This window comes from Xanthomonas hortorum pv. cynarae (genome assembly GCF_002939985.1).
Classification (GTDB): Bacteria; Pseudomonadota; Gammaproteobacteria; order Xanthomonadales; family Xanthomonadaceae; genus Xanthomonas; species Xanthomonas hortorum_D.
The window spans coordinates 34824-53098 of sequence record NZ_MDFM01000007.1; the positions used below are offsets into that span (position 1 = coordinate 34824).

An 18275-nucleotide genomic window follows, 5' to 3' on the forward strand; every position below is an offset into this window, starting at 1 on the left:
TCCCCTCCCAGGGATGACGACAATCCACGACCGTTTCGAATGGCATTGCAGGCACGGCAATGCGGTATTGGCTGACGTGCGATCGGCACGTCAGTACGAGCGCCGTGCAAGGCACGGCGCGGCAACTTGCTGGCGCCGCTACGGAAGCCCGTTGGCAGCACCTGTTGATGGTTCGACATTCCAGCCACGCACTTGCAGCGTGGCATTGCGCAAGCTCGCCGCAGACGGACCGCGAATCTCGATCTCGCGCTGCTCGCCCGGCACCAGACTGAGATAGTTGTCGCTGTAATACGCCGGCAGGATGCGCTGGCCTTGCGCGTCCACCAGGGTCAGCTTGGTGTTGAGCGCAACCTGCTGCGATGCATTGCGCACGGTGGCGCGCAGCACCGGCTCCGCACCGTCCTGCAACTGCGTGCTGAGCTGCACCGGCACTGCCGCCAGCGCATCCAGGCCGCGCATGGCAACCGCATCGCGCGCCACCCAATAGAAATTACGTGAGCGCACGACGGCGTCGCGGTCGAGCAATTGCAAGCGCACAAAGCCAAGCCCATTGGTGTCCTTGAGCAGCGGCGCCAATTGCAGCACCGGTGCCGAGACCGCAACCGCCGCTGCATCAACAGCTTGCTCGCGCTGTTGCAGCAGCTTGCCATCGGCACCATAGATCTCCGCACGCACACGCAAGCCGCTGACCGGCTCGGCCGCGTTGTTGACCACCACCACCTCGTGGCCGGGCAGGTTCATCTGTACATGCAGCATCTCCGCTGCATTGCGCACACCGTAGTAAGCGGCATGCGTATCGTAGTCGTGGCTGTAGATCTGCCACATGTTGCTAGGCCATGCTGGATGGCTCATCCATAGCAAGCGCCCGCTGTTCTTGCTCCACAGCTGCGCGTTGAACCCTTCGAAGATGGCGCGGTGGGTGTCGTAGTTGAGCAGCTGCGCCTTGCGCTCGAAATCGGCCAGGCTGGTCGGCGCGCCGAGCTTGTCGGTGAGCGTGCGCATGAAGCTGCCGGTGTCGCCGTTACCGGACTGGTGCCAGTCGTGGTACGCCCAGGCATCACCGATCGGCCACTGATCCTGCACCGCAGGTACCGACGCCTTGAACGACTCCAGCGTGGAGAACGAAGGCGTGCCCACTTCCACCGAAAACCCCTGCGCCAGCTTGTTGAAGTACGCCACCGGCTCGCGATAGTTGTATGGCCCACTGACCTGCAGATTGATCTCGTTGGAACTGCCGGTGTACCAGCGTGTGCCATCGAGTTCGGCAACCAGTGTGTCCAGGCCTTCGTTGAGGATGGGAGCCGGCACGCCTTCGTTACGCCCGAACCACAGCACGATGGAAGGATGATTACGGAAGCGCTTGATCACCTCGGCGGCATTGTCCAGAAACAGCGCCGCGTCGGCCGGCTCGAGGTTGTAGTTCTGGGTGGACTGCCAGAAGTCGTTGAACACCAACATGCCGTATTCGTCGGCCAGCTCGAAGAAGCTGGCTTCGGTGTTCTGCCCCACCCAGTTACGCACCACATTGAAATGCGCATCGCGTTGCAGACGGAAGTACGGCTCCAGCCGCTCGCGCGAGACCCGCTTGCGCCAATCGTCCATGCCCCAGTTGCCGCCCTTCACCGCAATGCGCACGCCATTGATGCGCAGCGCCAGATGCGGGGCCAGACTGGTGTCGTCGAGTTGCTGCACGGCCGGCGAAGACAACGCGCCGGGATACAGCGACTGTGCATTGCCACCGGGCACCGGCCGGATCGCGTCATGACGCACGTCGATAATGCGCTCGCCACGTTGCCGCGCCTGATTGAGATCCACCAGCACCCGGCGTAGCGCGCCATCGTTGTCGAACAACGACAGTTCGTAGGTCACCTGACGAATGCCAAAACGCAGCTGCTGCGCGTCCGAGCGCGCGCCGGCGATATCGAAACCGACCTGCAAGGTATACAGCGCAGGCTCGCCATAGCCGTTGGGCCACCACAGGCGCGGATTGGCGATGATCAACTGCGGCGTATCGGCAGCGCTGAGCCTGAGCGTGCTGCCACCGGCCGGCACCGTGACCTCGCGCTGGATGCGCACATCGCCGAAGGCCAGCTGCAGGGTGCCCTGCACTGCTGCGTTGCTGTCGTTGCGCAGTGGCACGCTGACCTCGAGTTCCGCGCGGTGGTGATCCGGTGCCAGCCGCGCGGTGACCACCTGCGTATCACCGAGCGCCACGGGACCTGTTGCATGCAACTGCACGTCCTGCCACAGACCGGCATTGCGATCGCGCACCGCCGGAATCCAGTCCCAGCCTTCGCTGGCGATAAAGGTCGGCCCGTCCAGCGCCTGCATACCGCCATTTTCGCCGACGCCCGCCGTCATCGATTGTTCGTGTGCGATGCCCGGATGCGGCGGCGGCGACACGCGCACTGCGATGACATTCCTGCCCGGCTTGAGCTGCTTGCTGACATCGAAGCGGCCGCGCGCGAAGGCGCCACGGGTGCGCCCGACCTGGGTGCCGTTGACCCAGATTTCGCCGGCATAGTTGATGCCGTTGAACAACAATTCCAGCCGCCTGCCTTGCAGTGCCGCAGGCACATCGAAACTGCTGCGGTACCACCAATCCTGCCGGCTCAACGATTCGGGAATCGCCATGTTGTTGAGGCCGATATCCGGATCCGGATACACGCCGCGATCCACCAGCGTGGTGAGCACTGTGCCCGGCACGGTCGCGGCGCGCCACGTGGTCTTGCCCGCTGCGTAATCGCTGCGCGACAGCGTTGCACCGGTGGCTTGACCAAGTTCCGGTGCCGCAGCCAACAGCCATGCCCCGACCCGCCATGACGCGGCATCCAGCGGCTGCAGCGCCGGTGCGTCCGGCACCGGCTTGGCAACCGGCGTCGAGAAGGCCGCCGCACTGCGTGGCAAGGTCGCCGCAGGCTGCGGCGCAAGCTGCCCAGCCATCTGCTTGACCTGCACACGCCAGCCAGGCGACGCGTCTTCAAAGCGCTGCAACGCAGGATCCGGCGCCTGCCTTGCAAGCCGCGCGATGGCTGCCGCCTCCAGTGCACCCGCCTGCGCGGTAAAGCCCGCGATCTCCCCACCGAAGTGGTGTGTATACGCAGCCGGTTGCTGACGCGGGCCGAATACCAATGTTGGCGCAACCGCGAGCTGCTGCACCTTGCCGCTGGCAACCTCACGGCCATGTGCATACAGCGTCAGACGCGTGCCTTGTGCAACTGCGGCGACGTATGTCCACGTCCCTGCGCGCAGCGCCTGCTTGCTGCGCAGCACGTTGTCGCCACCCTGCACAAAGCCGAGCTTGCCGTCGTCGACAACAAAATAACGGCCAGTGCCTTGCGGATCGCCCAAACCGGCGATCAACGCAGGGCCTGTCGTTGCACTGGATAGGCGCACCCAACCGGACACGCTCCAATCGGCGTTGGCGGCAAGCAACGGCGTATCGGCGGCGAGCTTCTTGGTCAGCCCCACCCCGCCCGCAAGCACGCGCACATCGTAAGGACCCGGCGGATCGTCGGCAGGCGCAGCCTCCACTGCAGTCCAACCGATGCAACCACACAACAACCACAGCGCTCCACGGCGGAACGCCTTGCGAACCATCAGCATTAGAGGCCTCTCCCAAGCTCTACTGCCAAACAACGGTGCACATCGCCGGACGCAACCAACAAGACGACTTGCAACTGTCTTGTCGCTTTGCTTCCAAGTGATGCCGCCCGTGGCTGCCGCCCCTGTTTCAGCGGCCATGGTGCGAGGTAACGTTACCCCAGGTAGATACCGACAACAACCTTTCTGCGTTAGGGTTGGCGCTCCCAGGAGGAGGGACTCATGCGAAACCTGATCCAGTCCGCATTACCGGCGGCGTGCGCGTTGCTGTGTGTGATCGCTGCGCCGGTTGCAGCACAGAGCTTGCGTGTGCAATCGCCCGACGCACGTACGCAAGTGGAATTCACCTTACGCGAGGGCGGCGTTCCAACGTATCGCGTGCTGTATCGCAACAAAGTGGTGCTCGACGATGCACCGCTTGGGCTGGATCTGGGCAGGGCCAATAAGCTCGGCCGCGATATGACGCTGCAAAGCAGCACCACCGAAACGCATGACAGCCAGTTCGCCCTGAGCGTGGGCAAGACGCGCCAGGTACGCGATCACTATCGCCAATTGCGCGTGCAGTTGTCCGATGCGCAACAGCGGCGACTCACCATCGAGTTGCGTACCTACGACGATGGCGTAGCACTGCGTTACGTGCTGCCCGACGCCGGTGAAGTGCGTATTCGCAATGAGCTCACCAGCTTTGCATTTCCGCGCGATTACGCATGCTGGACCTTGAATCTCGGTCGCTTCGGCACCAGCCACGAGGGCGAGTACGATGCGATCGCCGCCTCGAAGTTGCGCCCGCACAATCTGCTTGAATTGCCGCTGGTGTGTCAGACCGATGCGAGCGGTAACACGCTGGCGATTGCCGAGGCCAACCTGCGCGATTACGCCGGCTTGTATCTCACCGGCCGCGAGGATGGTGGGCTGGGGGTGTCGGCAAAATTATCGCCACGCCTGGACGACCCCAAGCTGGCGGTCGATTTCGATGCCAAAGGCCACGATTTCGCCACGCCATGGCGGGTGATCATGCTCGGCGACAGCCCGGCAAGCCTGATCGAATCCAATCTGATTTCCACACTCAATCCACCGCCTGACTTCGATGCCAGCTGGGTGCGCGCAGGCAAATCGGCGTGGGATTGGTGGTCGGGCAGCCTTGCCAGCGGTGTGGCGCACCCGGGCATGAACACCGCCACCATCCAGCGCTATATCGATCACGCGCAGCAATTGAAACTGCAATACATGCTGATCGACGACGGCTGGTATTTCGGCAGCACCGGCGATGGCCAGTACAACGTCGATGCCGATATCCGCAGGCCGGTGGAGCAACTCGATCTTCCGGGCCTGGTGGCCTATGCACGGCAGCGCGATGTCGGGCTGTGGCTGTGGGCGCACTGGCGCGCGCTCGACGCGCACATGGACGAAGCGCTTGCCTGGTATCAACAGCTCGGCATCAAGGGCATCAAGGTCGACTTCATGGACCGCGACGATCAGCAGATGGTGGATTTCTATCACCGCCTGCTCGCCAAGGCCGCCAAGCACACATTGCTGGTGGATCTGCATGGCGCCTATCACCCCACCGGCTTGACCCGTACCTATCCCAACTACCTCACGCAGGAAGGCGTGCTCGGCGCCGAATACAACAAGTGGACCACGCGCATCACCGCCACGCATAACCTCACGTTGCCGTTTACGCGCATGTTGCTCGGGCCGATGGACTACACACCCGGCGGCTTCCGCAATGTGCGCCCGGCAGACTTCAAGGCGCAGCACATCGCGCCGCAAGTGATGACCACGCGCGCGCAGCAGCTGGCGATGTATGTGGTCTACGAAAGCCCGTTCGCGGTGGTGGCCGATAGCCCGGAGCAATACGAAAACGTGCCGGCAGCGCAGTTCCTGCGCGATGTGCCGGCAAGCTGGGACGAGACGCGGGCATTGGACGGTGCCATCGGCCAACACATCGCAATAGCGCGGCGCAGCGGCAAGGACTGGTACGTGGGCGCGATGACCAACGAGCAGGCACGCACGCTGACCTTGCCGTTATCGTTTCTGGGCAAGGGCACCTGGACCGCGACAATCTACGCCGATGGCGAGGCGCCGACAGAAGTGCGTATCGACACGCGCGAGCTCACACGTAACGACACGTTGCAGCTTGCGCTGGCTGCAAGCGGCGGCGCTGCAGTGAGGCTGCAAAAAAAGTAAGAACAGCCATGCTTATGGCGGAGTGACCGTGCACACCTTTGCGCAGTGGCAATACGCCGTACGCAAGGGTGTGCATGACCATCGACATGGCATCCGCTTAGCGCATTGCGCTTGGCGTGTGCCTGATGTCACGCAATGCGTGTTTGCCGATATATTCCCTTTTTAGACAGTTAGGATGCGCAAGCCTTCAACGCAGGCGTGCCACCGAACGAACCTCGGGACGCAACTGCGACACTGAGAGCACTGTGCTGCATGGTGCGCCACGTGCAGGCAGTTTCGTTCCGGCGTCAGGGGAAACACACATGACCTTCCGTTCCAATCGGCCGATAGCGATAGGCCGCGCCGTTGCTGCGCTCTGCGTTTGTGCATTGGCTCCCGCCACTCACGCCGCCGCGTTGCTGCCACCATCGATTTCGGCAACCAGCGATCGCAGCGTCGACACACTGATGCCACCGCTACTGCGGACGCCTGCCACGGCAAGCGTCGCACCCGTCCAGCGCGATGCACTGCGTGCCTCGCTGTCGGTGTCGGTGTCGCGCGCATTTCCGCACGTCACGCGCGACTTCAAAACTTTTCTGGATACGCAGGCGCAGCTCAGTTACGCCACGCGTGGCGCAACTGCCAAGGTCACCGACCCCACCGCATTCGCCGAAATGCAGCGCTATGTCTTCAATCGCTACAACGGCTTGACGGTACTGCGCAGCGTGCAACAGGACGGCAAGATCTTCGACTGCATTCCGCGCGAGCAGCAGCCGGCACTGCGCGATGGCAGCACGCCAGCCATGCCGCCGACGATCTCAAGCAACACGGGTACGGTGACACCGATCGATGCGGCGCAACGCTGCGATACCGGCAGCGTACCGCTCGAACGCATCGGCCTGGCCGAGATGAGCAAGCATGCGGATCTGCGCAGCTTTCTGCGTGGCACCACTCCCAGTGTGATCGCGCCCAGGCAGGCTGACGCTGCGCCAGCGGCGCAGGAGGCCACATCGGTGGTGCATTACTACTCCACCATTTATCTGGACACCGCCGGCTCGCCGGTGACCGGCGCTGGCGCCGATCTCAACACCTGGGTGCCGACAGTCACCGCCAACGATGCGCAATCGATCAGCCAGATCTGGTTGGGCGGTTACACCCGCCAAGGCGTGATACAGACGCTGGAAGCCGGTTGGCAGACCCAGCCAGGCGCGGGCTGGGGCACGCGGCCGATCCTGTTTATCTACTCCACGCAAGATGGCTACATCACCACCGGTTGCCACAATCTGGATTGCGCCGACTTCGTGCAGACCAGCACCGCCAATGTGCTCGGTGCAGCACCGGCCGGTGGCTTCAGTACCGCAGGCGGCAAGCAGGCGATGCTGCACGTGGAATTCCAGCGCAATGCCGATGGCTACTGGTGGTTCGGCTTGAATGGCGAATGGATCGGCTACTACAAGGCCGAACTTTACGCAGGCGATATCGCCGAGGGCAGCGCGAACATCTTCATCTCTGCGGGCGGCGAAATTTCCACCTGGGATGGTCGTCCCAGCGCACCGATGGGCAGCGGCCGGTTTGCGAACGCCGGCTATCGCCAGGCCGCATTTCAGGCCAACCATTTTTATCGCGATGCGGCGATGGCCGCGCATCCCGCGCAACGCCTGTCGAGCTTGAATGTAGCGCAGCCGTCCTGCTACACGCTGGCAATGGCCGGTTACACCTATCCGTATGCATTGGGCGCGGGCGTTACCCGCACCACGTTGTCGCCGGAAATGCAGAACGGCGGCTTCTACTTCGGCGGGCCGGGCTGCGCACGCTGAGTGAGTTGAGGGGAGTCATCGCGCGTACCGTTTCGGTGCGCGCGATTTCAGTGCGCACGATCGCTTACGGCAAGTCCACGCCTGCACACACGGGCGGGCGCGCATCCTTGATTTGCCGCACGCCGTTGGCATCGAACTGCAATGCCGCATGCTTGGGCGCGAACGTAGGCCAGGCCGGCAATCCCTTGGCGTTGGGATTGCCACGCTGCACAAAAGCGGCCCAATAGCGCTGCAAACTCACCGGCGGCTGGCCGATCGGCAGATCCTTGAACAAGAACGGCAGCTCCGCGCTATGCGTTACCTGCCCGCCCGGTGCGGCAGTATCGAACACGTAATGCCACACCGGCACGCCCAGCGCGGCCTGCTGCTGTGCGACGGTCACTGCAGGGCAACGGAAGGTGAGATCGGTGGACAGCTGCATCGCCGCATCGCCTTGACGCGCGGCACGCTGCGCCGCATGTGCACGCTGTACTTGCAGCACTGCATCGGCCTGCGCGGGATAGTCGCGACGCAGCCTCGCCTGCGCACCCCGCTTGCCGCCATATTCCAGCTCCTGCACCACGTAGCCGATCAACAGCGGCACCTTGGCCTGAGCACCTTCGGCCAGTAACGCGGTAGGCGCACGTGGCAGCACGCGTCCGTCGACGACCGCCTGCAGCCAGATGTAGCCATCGTCGTCCAGGGCCGGCACATCGACACCCTGCCCAGCCTTGATCACTTGCTCCACCGGCAGCGCACGTAGCTGCGCCAGACGCGTTGCAGGATCATCGATGCCTGCATGCCTGGCGATATTCACACCCAGCGCGCGGTTCTCTTCCAGCGAGCGCGCTGGCAAGCCGAAACCGGCCGTGCCGCTCTGCTCGATCGCTGCGGAAAACAGGCCACGTGCGAGCGGGCTGAGCATCAACAAGCCCACGTCCTGACCACCCGCCGACTGCCCGGCGATGGTGACTCGCGCAGGATCGCCACCGAACTGCGCGATGTTGTCGCGCACCCACTGCAGTGCGGCGATCTGATCGAGCAAGGCGTAGTTGCCGGCGGCTTCGTTATCGCCATCGCGCAGTTCCGGCAGCGACAGAAAACCGAGGGCGCCAAGCCGGTATTGCAGCGTCACCACCAGCATGTTCTGTGCGACCAGATTGGTCGGCAGATGGCCATCCGCGCCGCCAGCCACATTGGCGCCGCCGTGAATCCATACGAACACCGGCAGCGGCTTGGCCGGTTGCAACTTTGGCGTCTGCACTTCGACATACAGGCAATCTTCGGTGCCGCGCTTGGCCATGGCGTTGTTCCAGCCCAGCGCCGGCTGCACGCACGGCGTGGCCGCCCGGGTGGCATCGCGCACGTCCGACCATGCCGCAGCCGGCTGCGGTGGCCGCCAGCGCAATGCGCCCAATGGCGGAGCAGCGAAGGGAATCGCGCGGAACACCGCACTGCCGTCGTCCTGCCATTGCCCGCGCAGCATGCCGTGATCGGTACGCACCTGGGGGGCGGCAGCCGCTGCGGGGGGAGCTGCCACAGCAGTGCTGGCGCTCAGCACCCCGCCAATGGCGAGCAACCAGGCAGACGCACGCATCAGGACTGCCCGCTGAGCGTGCGCGCGCGCCAGGCGGCCTGGAACACCGCCGTGGCCGAGGCCACGTTGAGGCTTTCGACCTTGCCACTGCCGCGAATCGACAACTGCAGGTCGCAATCGCGTGCGAACTGGCGGTCCATGCCTTCGCTTTCTGCGCCCATCACATACACCAGCCGCTGCGGCAAAGCTGCGGCGAACACGTCTTCACCACCGTCCGCCAGCGTGGCGGCCACTGCGAAGCCGGCCTGACGCAGTTGCGCCATTGCCAATGCAGTGTCGGGCAGTTGCACCAGCGGCACCGCTTCGGCGCCACCTTCGGCCACACGTGCCGCCGCGCCGGACAAGCCCAGCGTGGAGCCGGCCGGCAGCAACAAACCGGCCACACCGAAGTGCGCGGACGAGCGCAAAATCGCGCCGAAGTTGTGCGGGTTGCCCACGCCGTCCAGCCACAGCGCCAGCACCGGCCCGGCCGGCAACGCGGCCAGCCAGTCCTGCAAGGACTGCGGGGTGACGCGCAGCACTTCGGCCACCACGCCTTCGTGGTGGGTACTGGCGGCCAGCTTGCTGAGATCGGCGTCCTCGACCACGCGGTAGCCGATGCGCTGGGCGACGCACCAGGCCAGCAGGGCCTTGAACTGCGGAATGCGCGCCTCGCTCAGATACAGCTTGCGCAACGCCTCCGGCCGCGCCTTGAACACCGCCTGCACCGCATTGATGCCGTACAGCCGCACTTCGCGCGCGTTGCCGCCAGAGGTTGAAGACGCAGCGGGCGTGGCCGAGGGCGCGTACTGCGCAGGCGCCTGCGGTGCCGGCGGACGCGCTGCAGGTGCACGCGGCACGGCGCGGCCCCAAGGGTTGTGCGCGGCGCCGGAGGTGCCGCCATCGCGCGGCGGGCGTGAGCCCCGTCCATCATGCTGTGTCATCGTCGTATCCAGTCGTTCGTGTTTCTTGCAGTGCGGAACAGGCCGTTCTCGACCCCTCCCGCGATTGCTGTATTGGTCATCCTGCAGCGCCACCAGGGCCGCTGCCGCAGGAACAGTGACGACGATGGTAAGCCACTGGCGCGATGGGCCGTGTACGGCGGTTGGGATGAAGCCGATTTCCAGAGTCCCAACTTCTCCGGCGGGACCGACTTCTGGCGCGCAGGATCGGCGTGCCTCCATTTGGAAGGCTTCGCCATCGGCGTGTGTAAAAGGGTGCGGAAATTGCGCGCTCAACCCGCGCGGCATCAGCGGGTCATGGCGCGCCGCAACAAGGCATCCAGGTCGTCCTGGCGCCAACGGCGCAGCACGACGCCGGCTCCGTGCTGCGTCGGTGAATCGTCCATCGCTCCGGCCCCTATGTGCGCAGCATCGACACTGCCGATACTGCGCACCCGGGTCGCACGCTGCAACTCAGCGCTTGGCGGTTTGCGCCTGCTTGAGTGCGGCGCACAGGCGGATGGTTTCGCCGGTCTGGGCGAGGCCGCGGTCGGCGCCGCTGAGCTTGGCCAGGCGCGGTTTGAAGAACGCATCCAGGCGATCGGCGTCTTCCACGCTGCAGCTGCCGGTTGCGCCCATTGCCGGCAAGCCGCCGCCGTCGAACGAGCCGCTGCGCTGCACGATGCGATCGAAGTTGGCGGTGAACCATGCCCACATCGAAGCGTGCGAGGCCTCATAACTGTGCCCGCGCGACAGCAAGCCCTTCATCTCGCCGACCTTGATCGCATCGGTGAGCGCGAAGTCGCGCGCCTGCTTGAGCAATGCCGGGTCCTGCAGCGTGCCCAGCGCGGTGATCATGGCGTTGCGCTGCGCAGGGTCGGCGTGCGTGCGCAATGCGCCGATCAACGCCTGCACGGCGGGCGCACCACGTTCCTGTGCGGTCACCGCCAGCACGGTGCCGAGCAGATCCGGATTGGCCTTGGAGAAGTCCAGCGCGCCACTGCCGCCGGCCAGCACCGCATCGCCTTGCGCGAGCAGCGCGTTGCGCACCTGCGCGTTCTGCAGCCGCAGCGCGAACAGGCCGGCCAGCGACGCGCGCAGCGTGGTGTCGTCGATCGATTCGCCGCTGCGCCGCGTGTAACCCAACTGCTGCAGACGCGGCAGGTAGGCCTGTTCGGCGACCTTGCGCAAGGCGCCGCGCTGCGCCTCGGTGGAGGCCTGGTAACGCCAGATCCACACGAAGCGATCCAGCAGTGCGGTCGAGACATCGGCCGACTCGGACGGCGCCAACTGCTTGATCGCTGCCAGCACCGCGTCGCTGTCGATATCGCCGTGGCGGTAGGCCGCATCGATCGCATCGGCGTAGGCGAGCTGTTCGTTTTCGTCGAGCTGGCCGATCTGCTTGCCGAGCGCGGCCAGCTGTTTCTTCGGCAGGCTGAAACGGTAATAGCCGGCGCCGCGCGCGTTCGGGAACACCCAGGTATTTTTACCCGCGCCTTCCAGTACGATGCTGCCGCTGCCGTCTTCGAGCATCTGGCAGGCGGTACCGACCTGGTTCTTGCCCTTAGCGTACTTCACACACACCGGCACGCCCCATTGCTGCGCGGTGGAGCCCAGCGGCAGGTAGCGCTGCTGCTGCAGTTTGACCACGGTCTTGCCGCCTTCGCGCGCAACCTGGGTCTGCAGATACGGCACGCCCGGCTGATTGAGGAAGCTGCGGAATGCGGCCTTGAAATCCTCACCCTTGCCGGCGGCCTAGGCGATCGCATCGACCAGATCGTCGGCGGTGGCGCTGCCGAATTTGTGCTTGGCGATATAGGCGCGCATGCCTTCGCGGAACACGTCTTCGCCGACGAAAGCTTCGAACATCGCCAGTACCGCCGCACCCTTCTGATAGGTGATGCCGTCGAAGGCGGTTTCGATATCGCCATTGCCGGTGATCGGCTGGCGGATCTTGCGCGCGCTGACCAGGCTGTCGTTGTCCATCGCGTGCTGTGCGCCGGTGATGCGATCCAGATTGGCGCGGTATTCCGGGTGCAGCTGCATGGTGATCTTCTGCTGCATCCAGGTGGCAAACGCTTCGTTCAACCACAGGTCGTCCCACCACTCCATCGTGACCGCATCGCCGGTCCATTGGTGGGCCAGCTCATGCACGTTGGTGTTGAAGGAGCGCTGCACGTTCTCTGCCGGCGACTCCTTGTCCAGCAACAGCAGCCAGTCGCGGAAGGTCACAAAGCCAGGGTTTTCCATCGCACCGGCGCTGAAATCCGGGGCGGCGACCAGATCGAGCTTGTCGAACGGATAACCGAAGGCGTAGTAGTCCTCCAGCGCGGCGATGATCGCCGGGGTCTGGTTCAGCGCAGGGGTGATGCGCGGGCCCTGGCCCTTGGCGGCGATGCCACGCAACGGCGTGGCGTTGGGGCGCTGCGGGGTGGCCGGCATTGCCGGCACATCCACCACGTCCCACGGGCCGGCGGCGTAGGCGACCAGATAGGTCGGCAGCGGCACGGTCGGGGCGAAGGTCACCGTTTTCCAGCCCTTGCCAGCCGGCTTGGTCGAGGTGGCGATGGTGTTGGCCAGTGCCTGGTCGTCGGTGGGCACGGTCAGGCTGAGGTCAAACGGAGTCTTGAACGCGGGCTCGTCGAACCGGGGAACGCGTAGCGTGCGCTGATCGGCTCCATCTGCGTCATCGCATAGGACTGGCCCTGATACTTCACCTGGTACAGGCCCTGCAGTTGCTGATTGAGCGGCGCGCTGTAGACGATGTCCATGGTGAGCGTCTGCGGCTGCAGCGTGCGGCCGAAATCCAGGCGCACCACACCGGCCTGCGCATCGGCTTCCACGTAGCGTGCGGTCAGCGGCTTGCCTTTGCCCTTGACTCTTGGCCGGCGTGATCGTGACCTTGCTGACCTTCAATTCCTTGCCATGCAGCCAGAGGTGATCGGACGCCTGCTTGAGCTGCACGCGGATGCTGGTGCGGCCGCTGAACTCGGTCTGGTCCGGGTCGATCTTGAACGACAGGCTGTAGCGCTCCGGCACCGCCCAGGCAGGCAGCCGGCCATTGGGCACCGGCTCGCCGGAGGATTGCGCCAGCGCGGTGCCGCAGCACAGCGCAAGGAGAGAGGGGGGCAAGCAGGCAGGCAAAACGACGCATCGGCAATTCCGGTCAGGGTAACCGCAGAAGTCGACCACAGCCGGGCATGCCTGTCATGTGACCTTAGTCATTGCGCGCGCTTAGCGCGTTGATAAAGGTGCATGCGACCGCTGAGCCACGCAATGGCGCCGAGGCCAGTCGGGTTGGAGCGGTCTACGGCACCGGCCACAGCACGAACATATCCACGACCAGCAGCACCAGCGCAATGGTGCCGAGCATGGCAGCACGCAGGATCGGGCACTGCCATGGAGCGATGTGTTGCGGTGGTTCGCCCGAGCGTGGCCGGTGCGTGGCTGGCTGCGCAGGCGCTATCGCAGTGGTGTCGGGCAGTTGTGCTGTGCACGGTGTTGCAGCGCGTGTAGCGAGATTGCCAGCGCGCGACGCACCACAATGCGGACAGTACGCCTGCGCGGCGTGCCCTCCGGCAGCCCGCAGTGCGGATGGATCGCCCTTGGCGAAAGGCAGTGTCTGCATCGCATGCACTCCTGGACTGGATTGCGGCGTCTGGCTCGATCACGCGGCAGTGCTGCAGGCCGTTGCGAAGACACTCCCGGCAAGGCGCCGGGGCTGCGCTGCGTCATTGCGTCAATGATGCTGGCCTTGCGCTGATGCGCTCGATGGACCCAGCGTGCGCCCCGATGTTTGGGTTTTGTTTGCGCTGCAGGCGCATGCACGCAGCGATCAACACCGATGCCGCAGCATCCCCGCGTCTTCGACAACAGGCAGCACACACTACCGGTATCACTCAGGCGTGCCCACCCACCGAAGGCGTCTGCGCCTCCAGGGTCTCCAGCTCGCGTGCCACCGCTTCGGGCGACTTGGTCAATGGCGCGATCAAACTGTAGAACGCCGGCACCACGTACAGCGACAACAGCGTGGACAGCGACACGCCGAAGATCACCACCACACCGATGGTGGCGCGGCTGGCCGAGCCCGGCCCGCCGGCCACCACCAGCGGAATCGCGCCGACCACGGTGGCGATCGAGGTCATCAGGATCGGGCGCAAACGCACCGATGCCGATTCCACGATGGCCTCATGCACGCTATGGCCCTCATCGCGCAGCTGATTGGCGAACTCCACGATCAGGATGCCGTTCTTGGCCGCCAGGCCCACCAGCATCACGATGCCGATCTGACTGAACAAATTGAGCGTGCCACCGGTGAGCCACAAACCGACCAATGCACCCAGCACCGCCAGCGGCACGGTAAGCATGATCACCAGCGGGTGCACGAAGCTTTCGAACTGCGCGGCCAGCACCAGATACACCACCAGCAAGGCCATGCCGAAGGTCAGCAATACCGCGCTGCCGGATTGCTGGTACTCGCGCGATTCGCCCTTCCAGTCCACCTGCGCGTACTCGGGCAATTCCTCGCGTGCGGCCTGCTGCGCCCAGGCGATCGCCTCGCCGAGCGGGTAGCCCGGCGCCAGGCCGGCACTGATGGTGATCGCACGCAGGCGATTGAAGCGATTCAAGGTGCCGGCTTCGGCCACTTCGCTCAAGCTCACCAGGTTGGACAAGGGAATCAGTTCGCCACGGATCGAACGCACGCGGATGGCGGTGAGGTCTTCCGGCGCCATGCGGCCTTCGCGACCGGCCTGCAGCATCACGTCGTATTCCTCGCCGTTTTCGACGAACGTGGTCACGCGGCGCGAGCCCATCATCGCTTCCAGCGCCCCACCGATCGCGGTCACCGGCACGCCCAGATCGGCGGCACGCAGGCGGTCGATATTGACGCGCATCTGCGGGCGGGTTTCCTTGTAGTCGGAGTCGGGACCGACCAACCCGGGGTTGGCTTCCATACGCTGCAAAATACGGTCGCGCCACTGCGCGATCTCGGCATAATCCGGCCCGCCCAGCACCAGCTGGAACGGCTGCCCGCGGCTGCGCACCAATCCACCGCTCACCTGCGTGCGCGCGCGCACGCCACTGAGCACGTTGAGTTTCTGCTGCAGTTCGTCGGCCACTTCGGTGGTGGGGCGCGTGCGCTTTTCCCAATCCTGCAGGAACACGCTGACCCGGCCGGTGTGCATTTCCTCGCTGCTGCCAAAGCCGCCGGGCACGCGCGGATTCGCCCGCACGATCGGCTTGTCCGGCCCCACGTAGGGGCCAAGAATCGCTTCGACCTGATGCATCTGCCCCACGGTGTAATCGAAACCGGCGCCTTCGGGCCCATCGATCATGATCTGGAAATTGCCGCGGTCTTCGGCCGGCGCCAGCTCGGAGGGAATGCGACTCATCAACCACGCGCTTGCACCAAGCGCCAGCAACATCAGCAGCGCGAAGATCCAGGTGCGATGCACATGCCGCTCCAGCGAGCGCCCATACGCGCCGGACACCGCCTGCATGCGGCCATCGAACCAGCGATGGAAGCGATTGGGTTTGGCCTGCCCGTGCGAGCGCAACAATTTGGACGACATCATCGGCGTCAGCGTCAGCGCCACGAAGGCCGAGATCGCCACCGCCGCCGCCAACGCCACCGCAAGCTCGCGGAACAGGCGCCCGGTATTGCCTTCCAGAAAGCCCACCGGCAAAAACACCGCCACCAGCACCGCAGTGGTCGCGATCACCGCAAACGCCACCTGCCCGGTGCCGCGCTTGGCGGCCACCAGTGGCGGCTCGCCCAGGTCGATGCGGCGCTGGATGTTTTCCACCACCACGATGGCATCGTCCACCACCAGGCCGATACACAGCACCAGTGCCAGCAGGGTCAGCAGATTGATCGAAAAATCGAACGCGTACAGCGCGATGAATGCGGCGATCAGACACACCGGCACCGTCACCGCCGGAATCAGTGCCGCACGCGCGCTGCCCAGAAACACCCAGATCACCACCAATACCAGCACCACCGCTTCGACCAGCGTGTGATAAACGCGTTCCACCGCCGCATCGATGAAGGTGGTGGTGTCGAAGGCGACGAAGATGTTGGTGCCCTGCGGCAGCGATTTCTGCACTTCCTCGGCCTGCGCGCGCGCCTCGCGTGCAACGTCCAGCGCGTTGGCAGTGGAGTTACGCACGATGCCCAGGCCCACATTGGGCACGCCGTTGCTCTGGAAATACGCGCGGCGCTCGGCCGAGGTCAGCTCGACCCTGGCCACGTCGCCCAGGCGCACCACATAGCCGCCCTCGCCCTTGCTGAGCGGCAGCTTGGCGAAGTCCTCGGGCTTGAGATAACTGCGCTCCACGCGCAAGGTGAAATCGCGCTGCGCCGATTCGATGCTACCGGCCGGCAGTTCCACGTTCTCGTTCTGCAGCGCCGCTTCCACATCGGCCACGGTCAGTTCGCGCGCGGCCAGTTGATCGCGGTCCAGCCAGATGCGCATCGCATAGCGCTGGCGCCCGCCGATACGCACCTGCGCCACGCCGTCCAGGCTGGAGAAGCGGTCCACCACATAGCGCTCGGCATAGTCGGACAGCTGCAGCGTGTCCATCGTGCTGGAGCTCATGTTGAGCCACAGGATGGGGTCGGCGTCGGCTTCGACCTTGGAAATTTCCGGCGGGCGCGCCTGGTCCGGCATGCGATCGGACACGCGGCTGACCGCATCGCGCACATCGTTGGCGGCCGCTTCCACATCGCGCGACTGCACGAATTCGATACTGATATCGGAAGAGCCGTTGCGGCTGCGCGCCTCGATGGTCTCGATGCCTTCGATGCCGGCGAGCGCATCTTCCAGCACCTGGGTGATGCGGCTTTCCACCACCGCCGCCGAGGCGCCGGTGTATTCCACGTCCACCGACACGATCGGCGGGTCGATCGCCGGCAACTCGCGCAAGGTCAGCCGGGTGAACGACATCACCCCCAGCACGATCAGCAGCAGGCTCATCACCACCGCCATCACCGGGCGGGTAATGGACAGATCCGAGAGTTTCATCGCGCTGCCTGCGTGGGCGCCACTGCAGATGTCGATGCAGGCGCAGGTGCGGCCTGATCGACCACCTTCAGGCCCGGACGCAGCTTGCCGGTGCCGTCCACCACGATGCGCTCACCGGCCTTGACCCCTTCGAGAATCTCCACCTTGCCATCGCGCCGCTCGCCCAGCCGCACATCGGCGCGCTCCACGCTGCTGTCGGGCTTGACCCGGAACACGTAAGACTCGCGCCCCACCTGCACCACCGCAATCTCAGGGATCACTACCGCCTGCCGCGCCGGCTGGAACAGCCGCACATCCAGCAACATGCCCGGACGCAACCGGCGATCGCCGTTGGGGAAGTCCGCCCGCACCGTCACCGAGCGGGTGGTCTCGTCGATCCGCGAATCGATCGCCGCCACCACGCCTTCGAACTGCGCGCCCGGATACGCCGCTGCCGTGCCATTGACCGCATTGCCGAGTTGCACCAGGCCGAACTGCGACTCGGGCACCTGAAAGTCCACGTACATGCGCTCCACATCGTCCAGCGTGGCGATCACCGTGCTGGAGGTGATCAACGAGCCCGGGCTGATCTGGCGGATGCCGAGCACACCGGAGAACGGCGCGCGCACCTCGCGGTCGGTGATCTCCGCGCGCATCTGCTGCACGCGCGCCTGCGCCGCATCGCGCAAGGCGCGTTGCGTATCGACAGTGGACTTGGCCACCAACTGCTGGCCAACCAGACTCAACTGGCGCCGATACAACTGATCGGTTTCTTCGAAGGTAGCCTGCGCGGCCGTCAGCGCCGCCTGCTGCGAATTGCCGCGCAGGCGCAGCAGCAACTGCCCGGCCTTGACCTCGTCGCCGCTATCGAAATTGACCTGCTCCACCACATCGCTCACCGCAGCGGTCAGCGCCACCGACTCGCGCGCACGCACGGTGGCGATCGACTGCACGGTCGAGTTCCAGGGCTGGGTGGTCACCGCCTGCACAGAGACCGGAATGGGTTTGGCAACGGCGGGCGCCGCAGCCTGGCGGCTGCAACCGGCCAACGCAGCGGCCAAGAAGAGCGCGGCGCAAAAGCGCGCGCTGGGCAGAACAAGCATCAGGACATCCTGGCGAGGTACGTCGAAAGTTTAACGACCTAGCCGCCAGGGTGTTGACAGAAAGGCGTGCTTTGCACCATGACCAA

At 65.0% G+C, this 18275-nt stretch carries 7 protein-coding genes and 2 pseudogenes; 2 read left to right on the forward strand and 7 right to left on the reverse strand.

The window, feature by feature from the left end:
- Positions 1-138: 138 nt before the first annotated feature.
- Complete coding sequence (locus XcyCFBP4188_RS06590; RefSeq protein ID WP_104591821.1) at positions 139-3606, reverse strand: glycosyl hydrolase 2 galactose-binding domain-containing protein; 3468 nt, start codon at positions 3604-3606, stop codon at positions 139-141.
- 219 nt (positions 3607-3825) lie between these two features.
- Between XcyCFBP4188_RS06590 and XcyCFBP4188_RS06595 the strand changes: the two genes are divergently transcribed.
- Both XcyCFBP4188_RS06595 and XcyCFBP4188_RS06600 read left to right on the forward strand, forming a co-directional pair.
- Positions 3826-5790, forward strand: a complete 1965-nt coding sequence (locus tag XcyCFBP4188_RS06595; protein ID WP_104591822.1) for a glycoside hydrolase family 97 protein — start codon at positions 3826-3828, stop codon at positions 5788-5790.
- A gap of 446 nt (positions 5791-6236) precedes the next feature.
- Positions 6237-7586 (forward strand): neprosin family prolyl endopeptidase, encoded by a 1350-nt coding sequence (locus XcyCFBP4188_RS06600; protein ID WP_006448461.1) that lies wholly within the window; start codon positions 6237-6239, stop codon positions 7584-7586.
- 64 nt (positions 7587-7650) lie between these two features.
- Here the strand turns inward: XcyCFBP4188_RS06600 and XcyCFBP4188_RS06605 are convergent, their stop codons facing one another.
- The 6 genes and pseudogenes from XcyCFBP4188_RS06605 to XcyCFBP4188_RS06635 form a co-directional block, all read right to left on the reverse strand.
- Complete coding sequence (locus XcyCFBP4188_RS06605; RefSeq protein WP_428977230.1) at positions 7651-9162, reverse strand: carboxylesterase/lipase family protein; 1512 nt, start codon at positions 9160-9162, stop codon at positions 7651-7653.
- Positions 9162-10085, reverse strand: a complete 924-nt coding sequence (locus XcyCFBP4188_RS06610) for a TrmH family RNA methyltransferase (protein ID WP_046932217.1) — start codon at positions 10083-10085, stop codon at positions 9162-9164. The genes XcyCFBP4188_RS06605 and XcyCFBP4188_RS06610 overlap by 1 nt, the downstream gene beginning before the upstream one ends.
- A 243-nt stretch (positions 10086-10328) precedes the next feature.
- Positions 10329-10489: pseudogene (locus XcyCFBP4188_RS23545) on the reverse strand (GNAT family N-acetyltransferase); the annotation flags it as partial.
- Between the two features lie 67 nt (positions 10490-10556).
- Positions 10557-13236: pseudogene (locus XcyCFBP4188_RS06620) on the reverse strand (M1 family metallopeptidase).
- Between the two features lie 745 nt (positions 13237-13981).
- On the reverse strand, positions 13982-17107 hold the full coding sequence (locus XcyCFBP4188_RS06630; protein ID WP_046933692.1) for an efflux RND transporter permease subunit: 3126 nt from the start codon (positions 17105-17107) through the stop codon (positions 13982-13984).
- Positions 17104-18189, reverse strand: a complete 1086-nt coding sequence (locus tag XcyCFBP4188_RS06635) for an efflux RND transporter periplasmic adaptor subunit (protein WP_006450709.1) — start codon at positions 18187-18189, stop codon at positions 17104-17106. Before XcyCFBP4188_RS06635 ends, XcyCFBP4188_RS06630 begins: the two co-directional genes overlap by 4 nt.
- Between the last annotated feature and the right edge of the window lie 86 nt (positions 18190-18275).